Annotated in this window: 13 protein-coding genes and 1 riboswitch; of the genes, 3 read left to right on the forward strand and 10 right to left on the reverse strand. The window is 36.5% G+C overall.

What is annotated here, in order from left to right; all coding sequences use genetic code 11:
* Nucleotides 1-14: 14 nt before the first annotated feature.
* Nucleotides 15-1,376, reverse strand: a complete 1,362-nt coding sequence (locus BK579_RS24285) for an aspartate kinase (protein ID WP_078549984.1) — start codon at nucleotides 1,374-1,376, stop codon at nucleotides 15-17.
* A gap of 232 nt (nucleotides 1,377-1,608) precedes the next feature.
* On the opposite strand from BK579_RS24285, the gene BK579_RS24290 reads away from it, so the two are divergent.
* Entirely contained in the window at nucleotides 1,609-2,568 is a 960-nt protein-coding gene (locus BK579_RS24290; RefSeq protein WP_078549986.1) for a D-2-hydroxyacid dehydrogenase, read from the forward strand.
* A gap of 95 nt (nucleotides 2,569-2,663) precedes the next feature.
* Here the strand turns inward: BK579_RS24290 and BK579_RS24295 are convergent, their stop codons facing one another.
* The gene (locus BK579_RS24295) at nucleotides 2,664-3,941 is read right to left on the reverse strand and encodes an L-lactate MFS transporter (RefSeq protein ID WP_078549988.1); all 1,278 of its coding nucleotides are present in this window, start codon (nucleotides 3,939-3,941) and stop codon (nucleotides 2,664-2,666) included.
* Between the two features lie 428 nt (nucleotides 3,942-4,369).
* Here BK579_RS24295 and BK579_RS24300 point away from each other — a divergent pair, with 428 nt between their 5' ends.
* Nucleotides 4,370-4,849, forward strand: coding sequence for a hypothetical protein (locus tag BK579_RS24300; RefSeq protein ID WP_078549990.1), 480 nt, complete (start codon nucleotides 4,370-4,372; stop codon nucleotides 4,847-4,849).
* A 117-nt stretch (nucleotides 4,850-4,966) separates the two neighbouring features.
* Here the strand turns inward: BK579_RS24300 and BK579_RS24305 are convergent, their stop codons facing one another.
* The 6 genes from BK579_RS24305 to BK579_RS24330 form a co-directional block, all read right to left on the reverse strand.
* The gene (locus BK579_RS24305) at nucleotides 4,967-7,441 is read right to left on the reverse strand and encodes a S8 family serine peptidase (RefSeq protein ID WP_078549992.1); all 2,475 of its coding nucleotides are present in this window, start codon (nucleotides 7,439-7,441) and stop codon (nucleotides 4,967-4,969) included.
* Nucleotides 7,442-7,712: 271 nt separating this feature from the next.
* A complete protein-coding gene (locus tag BK579_RS24310; RefSeq protein ID WP_078549994.1) occupies nucleotides 7,713-9,227 on the reverse strand; it encodes a S8 family serine peptidase in 1,515 nt (504 codons plus the stop codon).
* A 148-nt stretch (nucleotides 9,228-9,375) separates the two neighbouring features.
* Nucleotides 9,376-10,011 (reverse strand): response regulator, encoded by a 636-nt coding sequence (locus BK579_RS24315; protein ID WP_078549996.1) that lies wholly within the window; start codon nucleotides 10,009-10,011, stop codon nucleotides 9,376-9,378.
* Nucleotides 9,986-11,872 (reverse strand): GAF domain-containing sensor histidine kinase, encoded by a 1,887-nt coding sequence (locus BK579_RS24320; protein WP_078549998.1) that lies wholly within the window; start codon nucleotides 11,870-11,872, stop codon nucleotides 9,986-9,988. Before BK579_RS24320 ends, BK579_RS24315 begins: the two co-directional genes overlap by 26 nt.
* A gap of 238 nt (nucleotides 11,873-12,110) precedes the next feature.
* A complete protein-coding gene (locus BK579_RS24325) occupies nucleotides 12,111-12,341 on the reverse strand; it encodes an excisionase family DNA-binding protein (RefSeq protein ID WP_078550000.1) in 231 nt (76 codons plus the stop codon).
* A gap of 42 nt (nucleotides 12,342-12,383) precedes the next feature.
* On the reverse strand, nucleotides 12,384-12,836 hold the full coding sequence (locus BK579_RS24330; protein WP_078550002.1) for an Lrp/AsnC family transcriptional regulator: 453 nt from the start codon (nucleotides 12,834-12,836) through the stop codon (nucleotides 12,384-12,386).
* 152 nt (nucleotides 12,837-12,988) lie between these two features.
* Here BK579_RS24330 and BK579_RS24335 point away from each other — a divergent pair, with 152 nt between their 5' ends.
* The gene (locus BK579_RS24335) at nucleotides 12,989-13,618 is read left to right on the forward strand and encodes a YitT family protein (protein ID WP_078550004.1); all 630 of its coding nucleotides are present in this window, start codon (nucleotides 12,989-12,991) and stop codon (nucleotides 13,616-13,618) included.
* A gap of 107 nt (nucleotides 13,619-13,725) precedes the next feature.
* On the opposite strand, the gene BK579_RS24340 is transcribed toward BK579_RS24335, so the two are convergent.
* The gene (locus BK579_RS24340; RefSeq protein WP_078550006.1) at nucleotides 13,726-14,568 is read right to left on the reverse strand and encodes a GNAT family N-acetyltransferase; all 843 of its coding nucleotides are present in this window, start codon (nucleotides 14,566-14,568) and stop codon (nucleotides 13,726-13,728) included.
* Between the two features lie 60 nt (nucleotides 14,569-14,628).
* Complete coding sequence (locus tag BK579_RS24345) at nucleotides 14,629-15,579, reverse strand: sensor domain-containing diguanylate cyclase (RefSeq protein WP_169891246.1); 951 nt, start codon at nucleotides 15,577-15,579, stop codon at nucleotides 14,629-14,631.
* A gap of 110 nt (nucleotides 15,580-15,689) precedes the next feature.
* Nucleotides 15,690-15,776, reverse strand: a riboswitch (cyclic di-GMP riboswitch).
* Nucleotides 15,777-16,715: the final 939 nt, after the last annotated feature.

A 16,715-nucleotide genomic window follows, 5' to 3' on the forward strand; every position in this document is an offset into this window, starting at 1 on the left:
GCAAATCGTAAAAATTAAACCGTTACTGGGACAAAAAACTCATGATAAAGAGCTTGAACTGCTCTTGTTTCATCCACTTCTTTAATACCAAACATCATACTAACTTCCGACGACCCTTGGTTTATCATCTCAATATTTACTCCTGCTTCGGCCAACGCTTTTGTAGCTTTGGCTGTCGTCCCTACATTATGACGCATCCCTTCACCAACAATCATAATTAAGGATAGGTTATGCTCTACCTTTACTTCGTCAGCCTTTAATTCTTCAGTTATACGCGTAATAATCTGACCCTCAAGCTTCGTATCCATTTGATTTTGCCTTAAAATTAAGGTGATGTCATCAATTCCAGATGGGATATGCTCATAGGACAATCCATATTCCTCTAAAATTTGGAGAAGCTTGCGCCCAAAACCAATTTCTCTATTCATTAAGTACTTACTTATATAAATACTACAAAAACCTTTATCACTAGCAATACCGATTACCGGACCATTCGAATTTTCACGGTAATTAACAACGCGTGTTCCAGGTGCTGTAGGATTATTCGTATTTTTAATATTTACTGGGATACCAGCACGAAATGCAGGAATTAGAGCCTCGTCATGAAATACGGAAAAGCCTGCATACGATAGTTCTCTCATCTCTCGATAAGTTAATTCACTAATTTCCTTCGGAGAATCAACAATATTCGGATTAACCGAATAAACAGCATCAACATCTGTGAAATTTTCATATAAATCAGCCTTTATTCCGTTTGCTAATATAGATCCAGTAATATCAGATCCGCTCCTAGAAAAAGTTAAAACATCTCCTTCGAGTGTGTAGCCAAAGAATCCAGGAAAAATAACAATCCCTTCTCTTTCTCTTAACTCAAATAATTTCTCATAAGATTCAGCCAGTACTTGAGCTTTTCCAGGCTCATCACTTACAAATAAGCCTGCATCCTTAGGATTTACATACTCCGCCTTCACACCTTGCGCTTGAAAATACGCTGCAATTAATTTGGCATTATTATCTTCTCCACTCGCCTTGAGTGCATCAATGTATCTCTCTGGATTGTCTTTATTACCTTCCAAAAGATCCATTAAATCTTTCTTAATTCTAAGAATGATCTCGTTTGAGAGATGAAGTTCATTGGCAATACTCTGATACCGTTCCAGTACAGCATCAAACCCTTCTTTATCCTCTTCACCTTGTAATTGTTTTTCTGCAAGGCTGATAAGCAAATCAGTTACTTTTATATCATCTGAATACCGTTTACCTGGTGCTGATACTACTACTACTTTTCTTGCTGAGTCTGCTAAGACAATTTGAAACACTTTTTCAATTTGCGATCCAGATGCGAGTGAGCTCCCACCAAACTTAACTACCTTCATAACTACATCCCCTAAAAGTTTTTACTGTCAATAGTATCTATTATCACTCTTTTGTATCGAAGAATCAAGTGTTTCTTCTACCTTAGATGAACATTTGTACTTTCCATAAAGACAAAATGTGAAGTAACAATAATTTCAGTCTATTATGTAGGTTCGATTAACTATCACTTTTACTATTTTCAATTATATCTGTTAAAATTAAGTAATAACCTAAAAGGAAGGTGGCTTTTTCATGTCACAAACGATTATTATTACTCATGACCTCACTGAAGAATTACGTACAAAGATTACTGAAATTGTTCCTAACTGGAATGTTGTCATAGGCAAAGATCCATCTATTTGGACAGACCAATTAAATGAAGCAGAAATTATTGCAGGATGGAAGAAGGAAGTTGGAACATCCTCGATTGAAAATCCTTCGAAGCTTAAATGGTTTCAAAGTTGGAGTGCTGGAGTTAATTCACTTCCTCTATCCACTATGAAGAAAAAAGATATTATGATTTCAACAGCAAATGGGGTCCATGCATTCCCTATCTCTGAAACGATTTTCGGACTTCTTCTCGGTCTTACAAGAAAAATAAATAGCTATGTTCAAAATCAACAGAAGAAGGTCTGGCATCACTCAAATCTTAAAGGTGAAATACATAAAAAAACGATTGGGATTATCGGGGTCGGCGCAATTGGTAAGGAGACAGCTAAAATTTCAAAAGCCTTTGGTATGAAGGTAATTGGAATTCGAAACTCTGGTCAAACAGAAGAATATGTCGATGAAATGTACAAAATTGACCAATTAAATGAAATCCTGCCACAATGTGATTTTGTTGTTATTACACTTCCATTAACTGATAAAACAAGCCAATTATTTGGTGCTAAACAATTCGAACTAATGAAATCATCCTCTATTTTAGTGAATATCGGTAGGGGAGAAATTGTTATAGAGAAAGATTTAGTTGAGGCCTTACAAGAAGGTCAAATCGCAGGAGCTGGACTAGATGTATTTGAAACAGAACCACTTAGTATGGATAGTCCATTGTGGGACTTTGATAATGTTATTATTACCCCACATACATCAGGTGCCACTGAGTATTATGACCAAAGGGTAATTGAAGATATATTCCTCCCAAACCTTAAAAGCTACATAAAAGGTGATCCACTTCCTGTAAACTTATTGGATTATTCCAAAGGCTATTAATGAAAACAAGCACCTCTTTTTGGAAAGATGGTGCTTGTTTATTACCTTCACTTTATCTTCTACTATTAAAAGTTTTCACAGATACTTAACAGATACTACGCTAAGTTGGTGATTGGTTTCTTTTCTGTATTTACTGATATCTTACGAATACTATTTATATTTTGTTTCATTAAAACTGAAGTAGCGAGAGCAATCACTAATAAAAAGGCAAAGATATAAAATGTTGCATTATAGCTTTGGGTTGCATCACTAATGGTTGCTACAATCATTGGCCCAGCAACTCCAGCACATGACCAAGCAGTTAATAGATATCCATGAATGGCACCTAATTGTTTTGTTCCAAATAAATCTCCTATAAAGGCCGGTAAGGAAGCAAACCCACCACCGTAGATTGATAGAATGATAAAAATAAAAATTTGAAACAGAATCGGATTCGACGTACTAGGTAATAACAAAAACAACACTAATTGTACTGAGAAAAAGATTAAAAATATATTACTTCGCCCTAGATAGTCTGAGAACGATGCCCAACCAATTCTTCCTAGTCCATTAAACAAGCCCATAATACCAACCATCGATGCTGCTGCAACTACTGACATCCCTACTTTTTCTTGGGCCATCGGCGATGCTACGGAAATTAACATGATTCCAGCTGATATATTAATAAAGATCATGATCCATAATAACCAAAATCGCTTTGTTCTAACTGCCTCATTAGCTGTTAGTTGTGCTAAATCTCCTTGTTTATTAGATACCTTTTGAGATGCTGAGCCTGTATCCGCCGCCATCCCCTTTGGCATCCATCCTACTGGTGGTTTTGTAATATATGAAGCACCACCTAACATTAATAATAGATATGTTCCACCTAGTATAAAGAAGGTTGATGAAATTCCAACAGAAGTGATTAAGCTAGCTGCAACTGGACTTGCAATTAAAGAACCGGCACCAAATCCCATAACAGCCATACCTGTTGCAAGTCCTCTTCGATCTGGAAACCACTTAACTAGCGTTGAAACAGGAGATATATACCCCATACCTAAACCAATACCACCAATTACTCCATATGTTAAATAATATAGTATTAAAGATTCAAGTTGGATTGCCAAACCAGAACCTACTAAACCTATAGAAAAGAGTATTGCGGCGATTGTTGCGGATTTTCTTGGACCCCACTTTTCTACGAATTTACCAAATGTAGCCGCGGATAATCCAAGGAATAAAATGGCGATTGTAAAAGAAAGGGTTACCTCCTTACTATTCCATCCTAATTGTTCTGATAAAGGATTCTTAAAAACACTATAAGCATAGGTTGAGCCAATTGATAAGTGTATTGCTATTGCAGACAACGCAATAAGCCAGCGATTCTTTTTCATTAACAACACCTCTAAGTTATTTATTATTATTACATTTAAATCTTATCAAAAAACTACTTATTCAAGGTTGACTATTTTGTGAACTTTTTCACAATATGGGGTTCAAAGTTCATTTTTCTGATACAAATTACTCTTCCTGAAGGATTACTCTGAAGATTTACCTTGCTAATTACTAATCGCACCATGGAGAATGCAAAAATTGTATGGTGCAAGGAATTTACACCAACGTCATACAGAGCCTTACCTAACATTAATAAACTATAACATGATCTTATTAAAGCAATTCGACATTTAGTGAGCAAATAATGAACCTTTAAATACATCGCTCATTTTATATCATTTATATTACAATTTGCATAACAATAACTACATTAAACCAAAACTGGAAAAGATATATATAAGATCTATGTTAAAAAGGAGAATTGCAATTGAATGAAAAGATTTTTTATCCCAATACAAAAGGGATATTGAAGATGATGGCTTTTGTATATCTTATTGTCGTAGTGTTCGGTAGTGTATTAAACACCTACTTTCATTCAACCTCACAAGAATGGCTCTTATTTTTTAAAGTGAGCTTGATTTACATTTTGGTTTGCTCCATCCTTTTTGTTCTAATAAAAAGTCAACAAATCATTATTAGTAAAAAGGAATTTAAATTGAAACTGGCCGGATTTACAAGATATCAAATTACTTTATCTTCTATCGGTGAAATTCGAAAAGGGAAGATGAATGGCTCACCAATTATGGAAATCAAGTCTAAAAACAATCGAATCTTCCCTGTGCCATTCCTTCCGTTTGAAGCAGCCTGGGAAGAAGTTCTTGAGTTTGTGAGACAAGAACGGGGTGAAAGTATTATAGGTGAAATGAAACTGAAGAGGAAAAAGGGAGAGTTACGTACATGGGAATAATCAAAGGATATCCTATTAACGGGATATCCTTTGATTATTAAACAAACTATTTTTATATCTTTCCACCTTGATTTATTCTAAAATTGTAATCGAATACCCTTAGCACTTATTTAAGGGTTACTTAAGAAATGCATTATAATATCTGGTCATTGCAACAGCAAATTCTCCACGTGTTACCTTTGTTGATGGACTAAACATCGCAGTTACAGTTGGCTCCAAATCAAATAATCCTTGTTCTACTGCAAACGTTGCATTCATGATGTTGAGATCTAAAGCGAGCTGTACGTATCCTCTTAGCTCAACTGGTATGTCATTCATATCTTCAATTTCAACGCGTTCATCTTTGTATTGAACCGTAACAGTACCGCCAAAACCACTTGCTTCCTCTTCTAAACCTAAGGCTTGAACGAGTGAGTATGCTAATTCAGCTCTTGTAACTCCATCCTTTGGAGCAAATTTCCCATCAGCTTTTGGTAGAATAACTCCTTTTTGTATTTGAGCTTTGTCACGGAATGCTGCACCTTTAGCTGTTACCGCTTCGATAAAAGCAGTTTCCTCTTTCACGTCAGGGAACGTCTTCGTTCCACTTGCTGGTAATGATTGACGAATTTCAGCACCCATTACTAAGTATTTCGCTAATTCACTTCTCTTTAGCTCATTATCTGGCTTGAATGTACCACTTGAATATCCATCAAACAATCTCTCTTCTATTCCAAACTGAATCGCACCTTCAGCTGGATGACCGGAAATATCATTTAAACCTACTGTTCCATTTACCTTTGTAAAAGCTAAAGTCCCTTTTACAGTCTCTGGCAAAGCAATACCTATTTCATTTAACTCATTCCCTCTTAAGCCTCGAAGCTCAGCCCTCCATGTACCCTTTACCGGTGAACTTACAGAGACAGTGCGATCATAATTTAATGTGAAAAGCAAGCTTACTCCAGAACTATACTCCGTTCCATCAGGAGCAATTAATACAAGATTAAGCGGATTTCCTGTTTCACCTTCAACACCAGCTGCATTTATTTTTGCAACAAGTGTTGAAACTCCCTCGTCAACCGTAAATTCATACTCGTTTGTAGACAAGAGGGTTGTTGGGTCATATTCAACTTCAAATTCCGTTCTTGTTGTTGTTGATTCTACATTACTATTAAAATCTTGATACATGTTAACTGTTTCGCCAAAGTTTTTCTCATATATCGCTGCTTCGACTGCTGCATATGCATTCACATATCCCGCTCCAACTTCCCAAGCTTCATACCCTGGCATATTAGTTGCTGTAGCTTGAAGAATCTCCTTAATTTCTTCAGGAGAAAGCAATGGATTAACCTCTAATAATAAGGCCACAATCCCTGCCACATGTGGAGTAGCCATTGATGTTCCACTCATTGTTGTATAATAAGGGAGGTAAGCCGTATCAATCGTTTCTGCATCTTGATCAACTGCTAATGAACTGACAGGGGCAATTACTCTTGTTGAAATAATATCTACACCAGGTGCAGTGATTGTCGGTTGATCCTTCCATGTCCACTCTTTACCATCCTTTATAAAAGTTGCACCTACACCATCTGTTCCTCTTGAAGAAAAGTCGGCAAGCGTCCCATCCTTTACACCAGCTGCAACTGAAATAACCCAAGGTGCTTTTGAATACGGATTATGAGTATCCTCTCCAGGTCCTGAATTTCCTGCTGCAAAAAGAACTGTAATACCTCGGTCATACGCTTTTTTACTAGCTACGTTGATTGGGTGATTATGGTCAAATCCACCTGATGAACCCCATGAATTCGTGATTACACGGATATTATATCGAGTTTGATTTGTGATTGCATAATCAAAGCCACCAATTCCATCAAGAACAAATAAAGCGGCTCCTGATCCATATCCGATTAAGTCCGCGCCCGGTGCTACTCCCTCATATTTCCCACCTGACATGGCTCCTGTACCACCGACCGTTCCCGCAACATGTGTACCGTGTCCTGAGTTGGAGTCTGTATTAGCTACATTTTCTAAATATGTAACTGGTAGTAAAGTTGGCTCTAACGCATTCAAGTTTAAATTAGCTGCTACGTTTTGTACTAGATTTTTACCTAATTCATGATCTTTGTGTGTCCCATCAACACCACTATCATTAACAACAACTCCGACTCCTTTACCCGAAACAGGCAAACCGCCGTTTTGTTTTCGTAATGAGTCATCAGTTCTTACCTTGTCAACTCCTGTAATACTTGTTGAATCTTGATTATAGTATTCTAGCTCACTGTTTAAATAGATTGAAAGAATCCCATCTTGCTCTTTTAACTGTTCAATCTGTAATGGAGTTGCAATCACACCAGCAATCGGCAGTGATGCCATCGTGATTCCCGTTTCAATTCCAAGTGATTTTAGAATATTTAATTGTTGATTACTCGGAGCACCATCACCTTCAAAAGTAACAATTACCTCTAATTCACTTGCCGTTTCCAATGCTTTTTTTAAAAGTGGGTCTATCACAGTTTCCGTTTCTAGAAGATTTGCATTTGTAGGTGTCTGTGCCGTGAAGAAAGTCGGCAATATAAAGACAAGTATAACCAGGGTCGATATAAGCTTTTTCATCTTGAGTTTCTCCTCCCAATAAATTGATATTTGTAGCTCTTTATTTAACTAATTCAATTATCTCCTTATTGAATAGAAGAAACTATTAATCAAAGGTTTTAAATATGTTGGATTAAGTATTATTTTTATATCCTACTTAAGTATTAGATTTCGTAATTAAATTGTAAAAGTATCCCGGGTGGAGAGTTTTTTATTGAAACCACACTTAATTACCCCAATATTAAAAGCCGTCCCACCATGTGAGACGACTCAACAATCAAATCAACTTATTCTACTTTTTATTAAACGCTTCTTCCACAGCTTTGTAGGCATTCACGTAACCTGAGCCCACTTCCCATTCCTCATAGTTGGACATATCAGAAGCTGTTGACATTAAGATTTCCTTAACTTCTAAAGGAGATAGTTCAGGATTCGCTTCCAGCATTAAAGCAATAATACCTGCTACATGAGGAGCAGCCATGGAAGTCCCACTCATAGTCGTATAATAAGGTAAGTGCGCTGGATCGATGTACTCCACATCAGCATCTGCCCCAAGTGCAACAAGTGGTGAAATAACACGTGTTGAAATAATATCTACCCCAGGTGCAGTGACAGTTGGGGCATCCACCCAGTTCCAGTTTGTATCACCAATAACAACAGTCCCGCCATGATCCTTTACCCCTCGAGATGAGAAGTCTGCAAGTTCTCCATGCTTGTTACCTGCTGCAACTGTTACAACCCAAGGTGCTTTTTTATAGTTACCAGAAATGGTTGCTTCACCAGAACCAGAGTTACCAGCTGAGAAAACTGTGACAATTCCACGATTATATAATTTTTTAGTTGCTATATTAATCGGATCAAAAAGATCAAAATCGGTTCCTGCATCACTAGTAGATCCCCAAGAGTTTGTAATTACTCGAATCCCATACTCTTGCTGATGTGTTAACGCATAATCAAAGCCACCAAGTGTATCTAGCATCGCTAAAGCCGCCCCTGATCCATAACCAATCAAGCTAGCTCCTGGTGCTACTCCTTCATATTTCCCGCTAGACTGCGTTCCCGTAGCACCAACTATTCCAGCAACATGTGTCCCATGTCCAGAATTTGAATCAGTGTTGGGAACATTCTCTTGGTATGTAACCGGAAGTAAGGAAGAGATAGCATTTAAGTTCACAGAGCCTAGAACATTTTGAACAAGGTGATCACCATATTTTAAATCATTGTGAGTACCGTCTACTCCACTATCATTCACGACGACACCAATTCCCTTACCTGTTATAGGAAGACCTCCATTACTTTTGATAAAATTAGAATCTGTACGAAGCTCGTCAACTCCTGTTAAGGCTGTAGCATCCTCATTATTTAGTAATAAGTCTTTGTTTAAGTAAATGGAAAACACTTGATCATTCTTTGCTAGTTCACTAATTTGTGAGCCAGTTGCAAGAACCCCTGCCATTGGAAGGCTTTTAAAACCTACCCCTGTAGTAATCCCATAATGTTTTAAAATCTCATAGTGTTCTTCGGTGGGACCTGATTCTGTTTTAAAGGTAACAATAACTTCTAAGGGTATAGTAGTTTGGAGTAAGTCTGTTAATTTTGGATCAATTATTGCACTACCCTCTGTTAACTGAATCTCTGTTAACTGGATTTCAGTTAATTGAATTTCTGTAAGTTGTATTTCAGTTAACTGAATCTCAGTTAGCTGTATTTCAGTTGTTTCTCCAAACACACTTTGCCCTGGTAATAACGCTCCAAATATTGAAACAAAACATAAGATGAATGAAAAAATAATCCCTCTAATCCTCATATCACCAACTCCTTTACTATTACATTCATAGTCTCATTATCTCACCTTTCAAAACAGCTAGACTATTATGCAGAAGATATAAACTACAAAGGTGGAGGTACTATATCATATACAACTTTAGTATTATCCGCTTCCTACTACACAACTTCTAAAACGGTACTAACTGATTTTGAACTGCATAAATAACTACCTGTGAACGACTCTTAACATCTAATTTTTTAAAAATTTTACTAACATGGATTTTAACTGTCTTATCACTAATAAACAGCTTCTCAGCGATTTCTTTGTTACTCAACCCTTCAACTAAACACAAAAGAACATCTTTCTCTCGTTCAGTTAAAGTGGTATCATTTGTTGGTTCTGCTTTTTGTTGGTGAAAAGTAAGAAGTTTTCTCGTCATTGAAGGATGAATGACTGACTCACCTTTCGCCACGGTCCTGATGGCATCAACAACTTGATCAGATGGAGCATCTTTTAATAAGTATCCATCAGCTCCTTCACGAATCGCTGTCATAAAGAACTCATCATGATTATGCATTGTGAGCATTAAGATTTTAATTCCCGGATGCTTTTTCTTTAAAATCCCTGTTACCTCTACTCCATTTTTCCCCGGCATATTTATATCCATCAAGATAATATCTGGCAAAAGTACAGTGGCTTTCTCAATCGCCTCCTCACCAGATATCGCCTCACCAATAACTTGTATATCTTCCTCCAATTCTAATATGGTTTTCAACCCATCTCGTAATACTGCATGGTCATCCACTAACATGAGCTTGATCAAGTAGTTTTCCTCCTTCTAATCCCATTTTAGGGACGGTAATCGTAATTTCGGTTCCACAGTTTCCCTTACTATCGATTTGTAGGGACGCATTGATTGTATCAGCACGGTCACTCATTTGAAGAATCCCAAAATGGGGCTGGTTTCTGGCTTTAATCATGGCCTCATATAAGGAAAAACCAATTCCGTCATCTTTAATCTTTAATAAGATATGTTCAGATTGATAGCTTAATAGAACCTCTATTTTATTGGCATTTGCATGTTTTAAACTATTTTGAAGGCTTTCTTGGAAAGTATCGAATAATACTCTTTCAACCATTGAACTTAATTGAATTTCACTCCCCCTAATTTCAAAGGAAATACATTGATTGAACTCCTTTTTGACTACTTCTAATCTTTTTTCTATGGCAGACACTAAACCCACTCTTTCTGTCGGATATGGTCTTAATGCATAGATGGATTCTCTTACTTCCTTTAGGCTAAGCCTCAGCTTATGTAGACTTTCATTCACTAGCTTCATTGTTTCATCAGGATTTTTTTGAAACCTCTTTTCAGCTGTATCAAGTTTCATAATCGCACCTGCAAGAGTTTGGGCAACACCATCATGAATATCTCGAGCTATTCGGTTCCGCTCTTCTAATAGGATGCGCCTTTCTTGCTCTGAAAATAGCAACCTTGTTTTAATAACGACTGCAAGTTGATTAGCAAGTGTTGCAATTGAGCGAATATCCTCCTCTTCAATGCTTTTAGTACGACTTCTTCCTATCACAAACATTCCAACAGTCTCATTTTCAACTACTAAGGGACAATACAATAATGATTTAATTTCCACCTTAAAAAAGTGGTCGGCAACTCCTCCACTTTTTTTACGATCTGGAAATACAAGATATCTTTTAAAATCATCAAAGTTATGCACTTTATCTATCTGAAGCTCAGACTCATACTCCACATGTCCCATACAAAAAGACTTCTTCCAGATTCCATCCTCCTTAATCCAAAGTATACATGCATCCACTTGTATGAATTCATTAAATCGGGAAGTCAATGGTGAAAGCCAATCTTTCGTTGGTAGCTTTTTATTCAATTCAGATGTTATTGAAAACAGAGCATTTAATCGTTGTTTTTCACGCTTCAGTTTTGTAATGGTCGAACTTAATAGAGATAACCCTATTAAAGGAAAAAAGAAGAAAAAGTAAGAGAATACATCAATTTCACCGCGGTTTTGACTCCCTAAAATGTATAATAACAAACCATAAATCAAAGAAACTGCAGCACTATTTGATTCAGTAATGATTTTTTCCTTCCACAACTTATATGTGTAAACTTGTGGTCGTATTAATAAAACAAGGTCAACGATTAAATTGCTCATTAAATAATAAACCGCTAGCATCGTAGCATATTGCAAAATTCCAGATATATAACCATTTAGCCCATATTCACCAATATAGGGGTTTATCAATTGACTCAAAAGACCTGCAATATAAAAGGAAATCACTAACTGTGCTGGATTAAATAACACTGTTCTTAGTGGACGTCGATATAGAATGTTTGAGCTCAATACCGCAATTGAATACACAAATAACGTATAAGCCATGCCGTAGTTTATAAAAATGACATACACGAGCGGAAATGTAATAGTTGTTACTCTTTTCCACACTGGCATCGGAAAATATTCACTCACACATAAAAATAGGGCTAATACAATTAATACAAGTGGATCCTTTGGAACTCTTAATTCTAAAAGGAAATGCAACACTATGGCCCATCCACAAATTGAAATTAACCCCATAAAAAGTCTAGAATTTTTTTCTCTCTTTTGCAGAAACGACATTTTTACACCAACTTTTTCAGAATATTCAATCATGTGTATTTATAGTTTACCTGTACTTATAGCACTTCTCAATTTTTTTCTTCATTCTTTGCTGAAAATTACTTTATATGAAAAAACCCAGACTGGTCTAATGGGGAACCACTAACCAATTCTGGGGAAACTCTTTTAGGAGAGTTTATTCGCTTATTATGACAGAACTCACTAAAAAAAACTATTACACGAAATGATTATTCTTATAATACTTTAGTAGTATGAAGCTTTTCCGATTGACTTAATCTTCATCCTTTATATCTATATCCTCAGGAATCGGTTCGTTTAAGACTTCTTCAACATATTTTTTATAGTTTTCAAGCTGCTCAAAGTGGGTATTAAATTGATTTTTGTAAATGAGATGTTGTTCACCATCATATATTGAACGAATCTTCTTTTGAAGGATTAACCCCTCAATATAACTTTCTGAAGTTGATAAGTATTCTGCCGTTTCTTTTATTGTCAAATACATGCTATGTATACCTCCATTTTTTTTACTTTTACAAGCCTTCGCTTACATTTGATCAGTATGATCTAGTGGTAACACATGGCGAAATGGGACAGGTGAGTTCAATACTGTTGAAGTATTCACATTTGCATATGGAATTAAACGATCAATAAGAAGCCTCATGCTATCCATTTTCGAAACAGCTGCTTTTAAAAAGTAACTACCTTCACCAGTTACTCGATGACATTCGATAATCGCTTCGTCCTTTTTAATTAACTCCTCAAACTCCTGCGGTGAGACCTTTAGATTACTAACTTGAATGATTAATAAGATATCGCGACCAACAGAAGGCAAAGAAACTCTAGCTGTAAATTCTTCAATAACCCCTTTTTCTTGCAACCGATGCAGTCTTTCCGTAATACTTGGACGACTTAATGCTAATTCTGTTGATAATTCACTAATCGTCATGCGGGCGTTTTTTTGTAATAATTCGAGCATTTTTAAGTCAACACTGTCCACGAAAGCCCACCCTTTCAATTTTGCATATAATATAAGCTATTTTAATTCATTTTGTATATGATATCAAACTAATTCCTTCGTTTTTGCATATCAATTAGATGTTTTCTATTTTATCATTATATATAGAAGAAATTTTACAGGTGGTTAGATAAATGAAAAAAATTAGTTTGATTCTTTTAGGCTGTTTACTAACAAGCATCGGCGTTATTATTTTAAAGCATTCCAGTATTGTAACAGGAGGAACCGCAGGGCTTTCGTTAAGCACCGCATACCTTATGAATCTCCCCTTTTCAGTTGTATTCTTCCTTGTTAATATCCCTTTTTATATTTTTTCCTTCATTAGAATGGGTTGGAGGTTCACCCTTTCGACGATTTGCTCTGTTGGTCTGTTATCAGCTATGACAAGTGTGGATCAATTATTGCCTGCGTTTACGTTACCGATGGTTTTAGGAGCAGTTCTAGGAGGACTCATTATTGGTATTGGGCTTTCAATTCTATTCATGAACGGATCTTCTCTTGGAGGGGCAAACATTCTGGCGTTATTTTTACAAAAGAGATTTAATATCAATCCAGGCAAAACCACGTTCATCTTTGATGTAATGGTTGTTCTCACTAGTATTTATGCTGTTGGATTGCTTAAAGGTCTCGTATCAATCATCTCAATCGCTGTTACTTCTAAGGTAATCAGCTATTTTAAAAATGAGATTGCACGAAAAACTACTGAACAACGAGAACCTAAATTTTCACTACAATCTTCTCAGCAAATGTCTACCGCTAGATAATTAAGCGCCAGTGGCGACCGCATATTGGCGACAATCGATCTTGTAGTTTCAAAGAAAAAGGATAGACCTTTATAATAAAATGATCTATCCTTTTGTTGCGTTTTTAGTTATTGATTAAAGTGGACAACGACTGAGTCCATGATTGGTTTGTATCCAATTTCCATATAAATTTTATTCGACGTAGGGTTTTCTAGGTCTGTATATAAAGAAGTAGAATAATAACCTTGATTTAACATCTTGGTAGTTAATGCTAGCACACAATTTGAGGCATGACCTTTTTTCCGTTCTTCTTTTGGAGTATAAACTAAGTTAATTGTAATATTGGTTTTGGTCGGGCGCGTAGCTGCTGCCATTGAGACCATCTTACCTTTCACAATCCAAACGTAAAGTCTACCCTTTTCTATGAATTCAATTGCTCTCTTCTCAGCTTCTTCTTGTGTTAACTTCATATCAACTTCCGCAGCAAAACCATACACCCACTCTTTTATAATTGGATAATGCTCTTTTGCAGCCTGCATTAGCACTCCGTTTTCGGTTAGATTTTTCTCAAGTCTATTCAACCGGTAAATTCGCTGATTCATTTTCACCTTTGAGATTGAACCACTTAAATTGGCAACATCATTTGCGAGTTTCTTTGTTAAGCCCGCTTCCCCAATCAACCCTGGTATTTTTGGATATGCTCTCGTTAACTCTTCTGCAAGCTTTTTAATTTCATCGACTTCTTCTATTGTATGATGTGAAAGAATGATCTGATTTGGATGGGTTTGAAGCATGACCATTACAATTTGAACATCTTTTATTACAGTTGCCATAAATATCGGTGTGTCGGTCTCTTTCAAAGAAGATAAAATGCCCAATAATAAGTTATTCTCTACCTCAAATTGCTCAAGATAGTTACTTACTTCATTTTTAAATGAAGATACATCAGTATACTGTTTTAATGTTAACAAAGATACATCACCACTCTTTCAGGATGGTTTATAGATTCGTGAAAAGGTTTATAAATTCCTTCAGGCTAGCATTTTTCTCTTATTTTTATTTTCGTACATTCTTTCATCTGCCATGTAAAATAATTTCTCCACATGTCCAAAAGAAGAATGATGATAGGCAAATCCTAAAGATAAGTTGATTGTTAATTGGTGATTTTCGTTATAATGTGTGATTCTATCTATTATATTCTGAATCAACTCCTCAACGGCTTCCTCCACATGACTTGTAATAAGTATGGAGAATTCATCTCCTCCCAATCTTGCAACAATCACATTTTCAGAACTAACACTATTTAAAATCTTTGCTGTTTCCGCAATTAACTGATCACCCTTTCGATGTCCATCTCTATCATTTATTTGCTTTAGATTATCTAAGTCACAAATGATAAACGCAATTGGAACATCTTCTTTTTTGTCAAAAAACTCCATTTGTTTACTAATATAGCTTCTATTGTATAGACCTGTAAGATGGTCATGAGAAATTTGGTACTCCAAATCTTGTTGTAGTTTAATCTTATCTGTGATGTTTCTCATGACACCTTTAATTGCTACTAATTTTCCATGTTCATAAATAGGGCTTGTATATTCTTCAAACCAAATATATTCTCCTTGATTATTACTCCAACGCTGTAAGATAGGCTGGCTGTAATCAATCGTCCCTTGTACTTTATTAAATAGGGTTTGGTAATCATCAGGGTGTATGTTCTCAAAACATGAATATGGATTTATATACCCTTTCTCGACAATACCCTTCCCTAGAATATAATCTAACGATGGGCTGATATATCTAAATTTAAATTCAGGTAAAATATCGTAGTGATAGATAACATCCTTCGAACTTTCAAGCAATTGGTAGGTTCTCTTTTCACTTTCAAACTTTTCCCTTGCATTTTTTCTTTCGAAACTTATATAGATCATTAGCACAAACACAGCGAATATAAATCCTGTTGAAAATAAGAGTACACTTGTCATCTCAATATCCCCTGTAGAAATTAATTTTTTTAAAAATGTAAATTTAACCATAAAAAATCCACTATTTCTAAAAATAGCAGACACCAAATAAAAGACATTATTTTGCCCTTCTTGGTAACCCGGCTATCATAACTTTTTACAGTTTTAGACCCGTGGTTTTGCGTCTCTACTTTTCAGTAGGTTTGCCATTTTCATAAGGTTATTATATAAACTATATTCCAATTGTATAATAAGTAGTTCTTTTTTACTAGTTTTTATTATTAGTCTACACTGAAAAAAGAAATGCGGAAGGCGCTCGTTCATCGGCGACAGGCATAAGGCAAGCCGGCTGGAAGGTTGCTCTTTAACCTTCTAGGGTGGATTGACTTAGACCTAAAGAGCCGATAGCGCCTGGAGCTAGACACTAAGCTAAGTATAATTTTTCATCCTCCATGGTGCTAATTTTAATTAGCATGGAAGTCTACCCTGAAAATAACTTTGGTTGTGGAGTTCCATGAGCTGCGATCCACTTGCTTTCCGCGGGGTGGTCCGTGAGCCTCCTCGTCGCCAGGGGCGGGCTTCTGCGGGGTCTCACGAGACCACTGGATCCCGCAGGAGTCAAGTGGCTCTCCGCTCATTCCACACTGAGGAGGAAACACTTTTTCATACCCCATGGTGCGAAATAATTATTTAGCATGGATGTCTACCCTGAAAAAAGAAATGCTGAAGGCGCTCGTTCATCGGCGACAGGCATAAGACGAGTCGGCTAGAAGGTTGCTCTTTAACCTTCTAGGGTGGATTGACTTAGACCTAAAGAGCCGATAGCGCCTGGAGCTAGACACTAAGCTAAGTATAATTTTTCATCCTCCATGGTGCTAATTTTAATTAGCATGGAAGTCTACCCTGAAAATAACTTTGGTTGTGGAGTTCCATGAGCTGCGATCCACTTGCTTTCCGTGGGGTGGTCCGTGAGCCTCCTCGTCGCCAGGGGCGGGCTTCTGCGGGGTCTCACGAGACCACTGGATCCCGCAGGAGTCAAGTGGCTCTCCGCTCATTCCACACTAGGTGAATGCACTATTTTCATACTTCATGGTGCAAATACTCATTCGCATGAAGGTCTACTCAGGTTAATTAATAAAAAAGAGTTATCCTGATTA

Source organism: Litchfieldia alkalitelluris (assembly GCF_002019645.1).
GTDB classification, from domain to species: Bacteria; Bacillota; Bacilli; order Bacillales; family Bacillaceae_L; genus Litchfieldia; species Litchfieldia alkalitelluris.

What these genes read in the sequence shown, in the direction of transcription:
- BK579_RS24285 (WP_078549984.1), bottom strand. Translation starts at nt 1,376, where the DNA reads ATGAAGGTAGTTAAGTTTGGTGGGAGCTCACTCGCATCTGGATCGCAA.
- BK579_RS24290 (WP_078549986.1), top strand. Translation starts at nt 1,609, where the DNA reads ATGTCACAAACGATTATTATTACTCATGACCTCACTGAAGAATTACGT.
- BK579_RS24295 (WP_078549988.1), bottom strand. Translation starts at nt 3,941, where the DNA reads ATGAAAAAGAATCGCTGGCTTATTGCGTTGTCTGCAATAGCAATACAC.
- BK579_RS24305 (WP_078549992.1), bottom strand. Translation starts at nt 7,441, where the DNA reads ATGAAAAAGCTTATATCGACCCTGGTTATACTTGTCTTTATATTGCCG.
- BK579_RS24310 (WP_078549994.1), bottom strand. Translation starts at nt 9,227, where the DNA reads ATGAGGATTAGAGGGATTATTTTTTCATTCATCTTATGTTTTGTTTCA.
- BK579_RS24320 (WP_078549998.1), bottom strand. Translation starts at nt 11,872, where the DNA reads ATGATTGAATATTCTGAAAAAGTTGGTGTAAAAATGTCGTTTCTGCAA.
- BK579_RS24325 (WP_078550000.1), bottom strand. Translation starts at nt 12,341, where the DNA reads ATGTATTTGACAATAAAAGAAACGGCAGAATACTTATCAACTTCAGAA.
- BK579_RS24335 (WP_078550004.1), top strand. Translation starts at nt 12,989, where the DNA reads ATGAAAAAAATTAGTTTGATTCTTTTAGGCTGTTTACTAACAAGCATC.
- BK579_RS24345 (WP_169891246.1), bottom strand. Translation starts at nt 15,579, where the DNA reads ATGACAAGTGTACTCTTATTTTCAACAGGATTTATATTCGCTGTGTTT.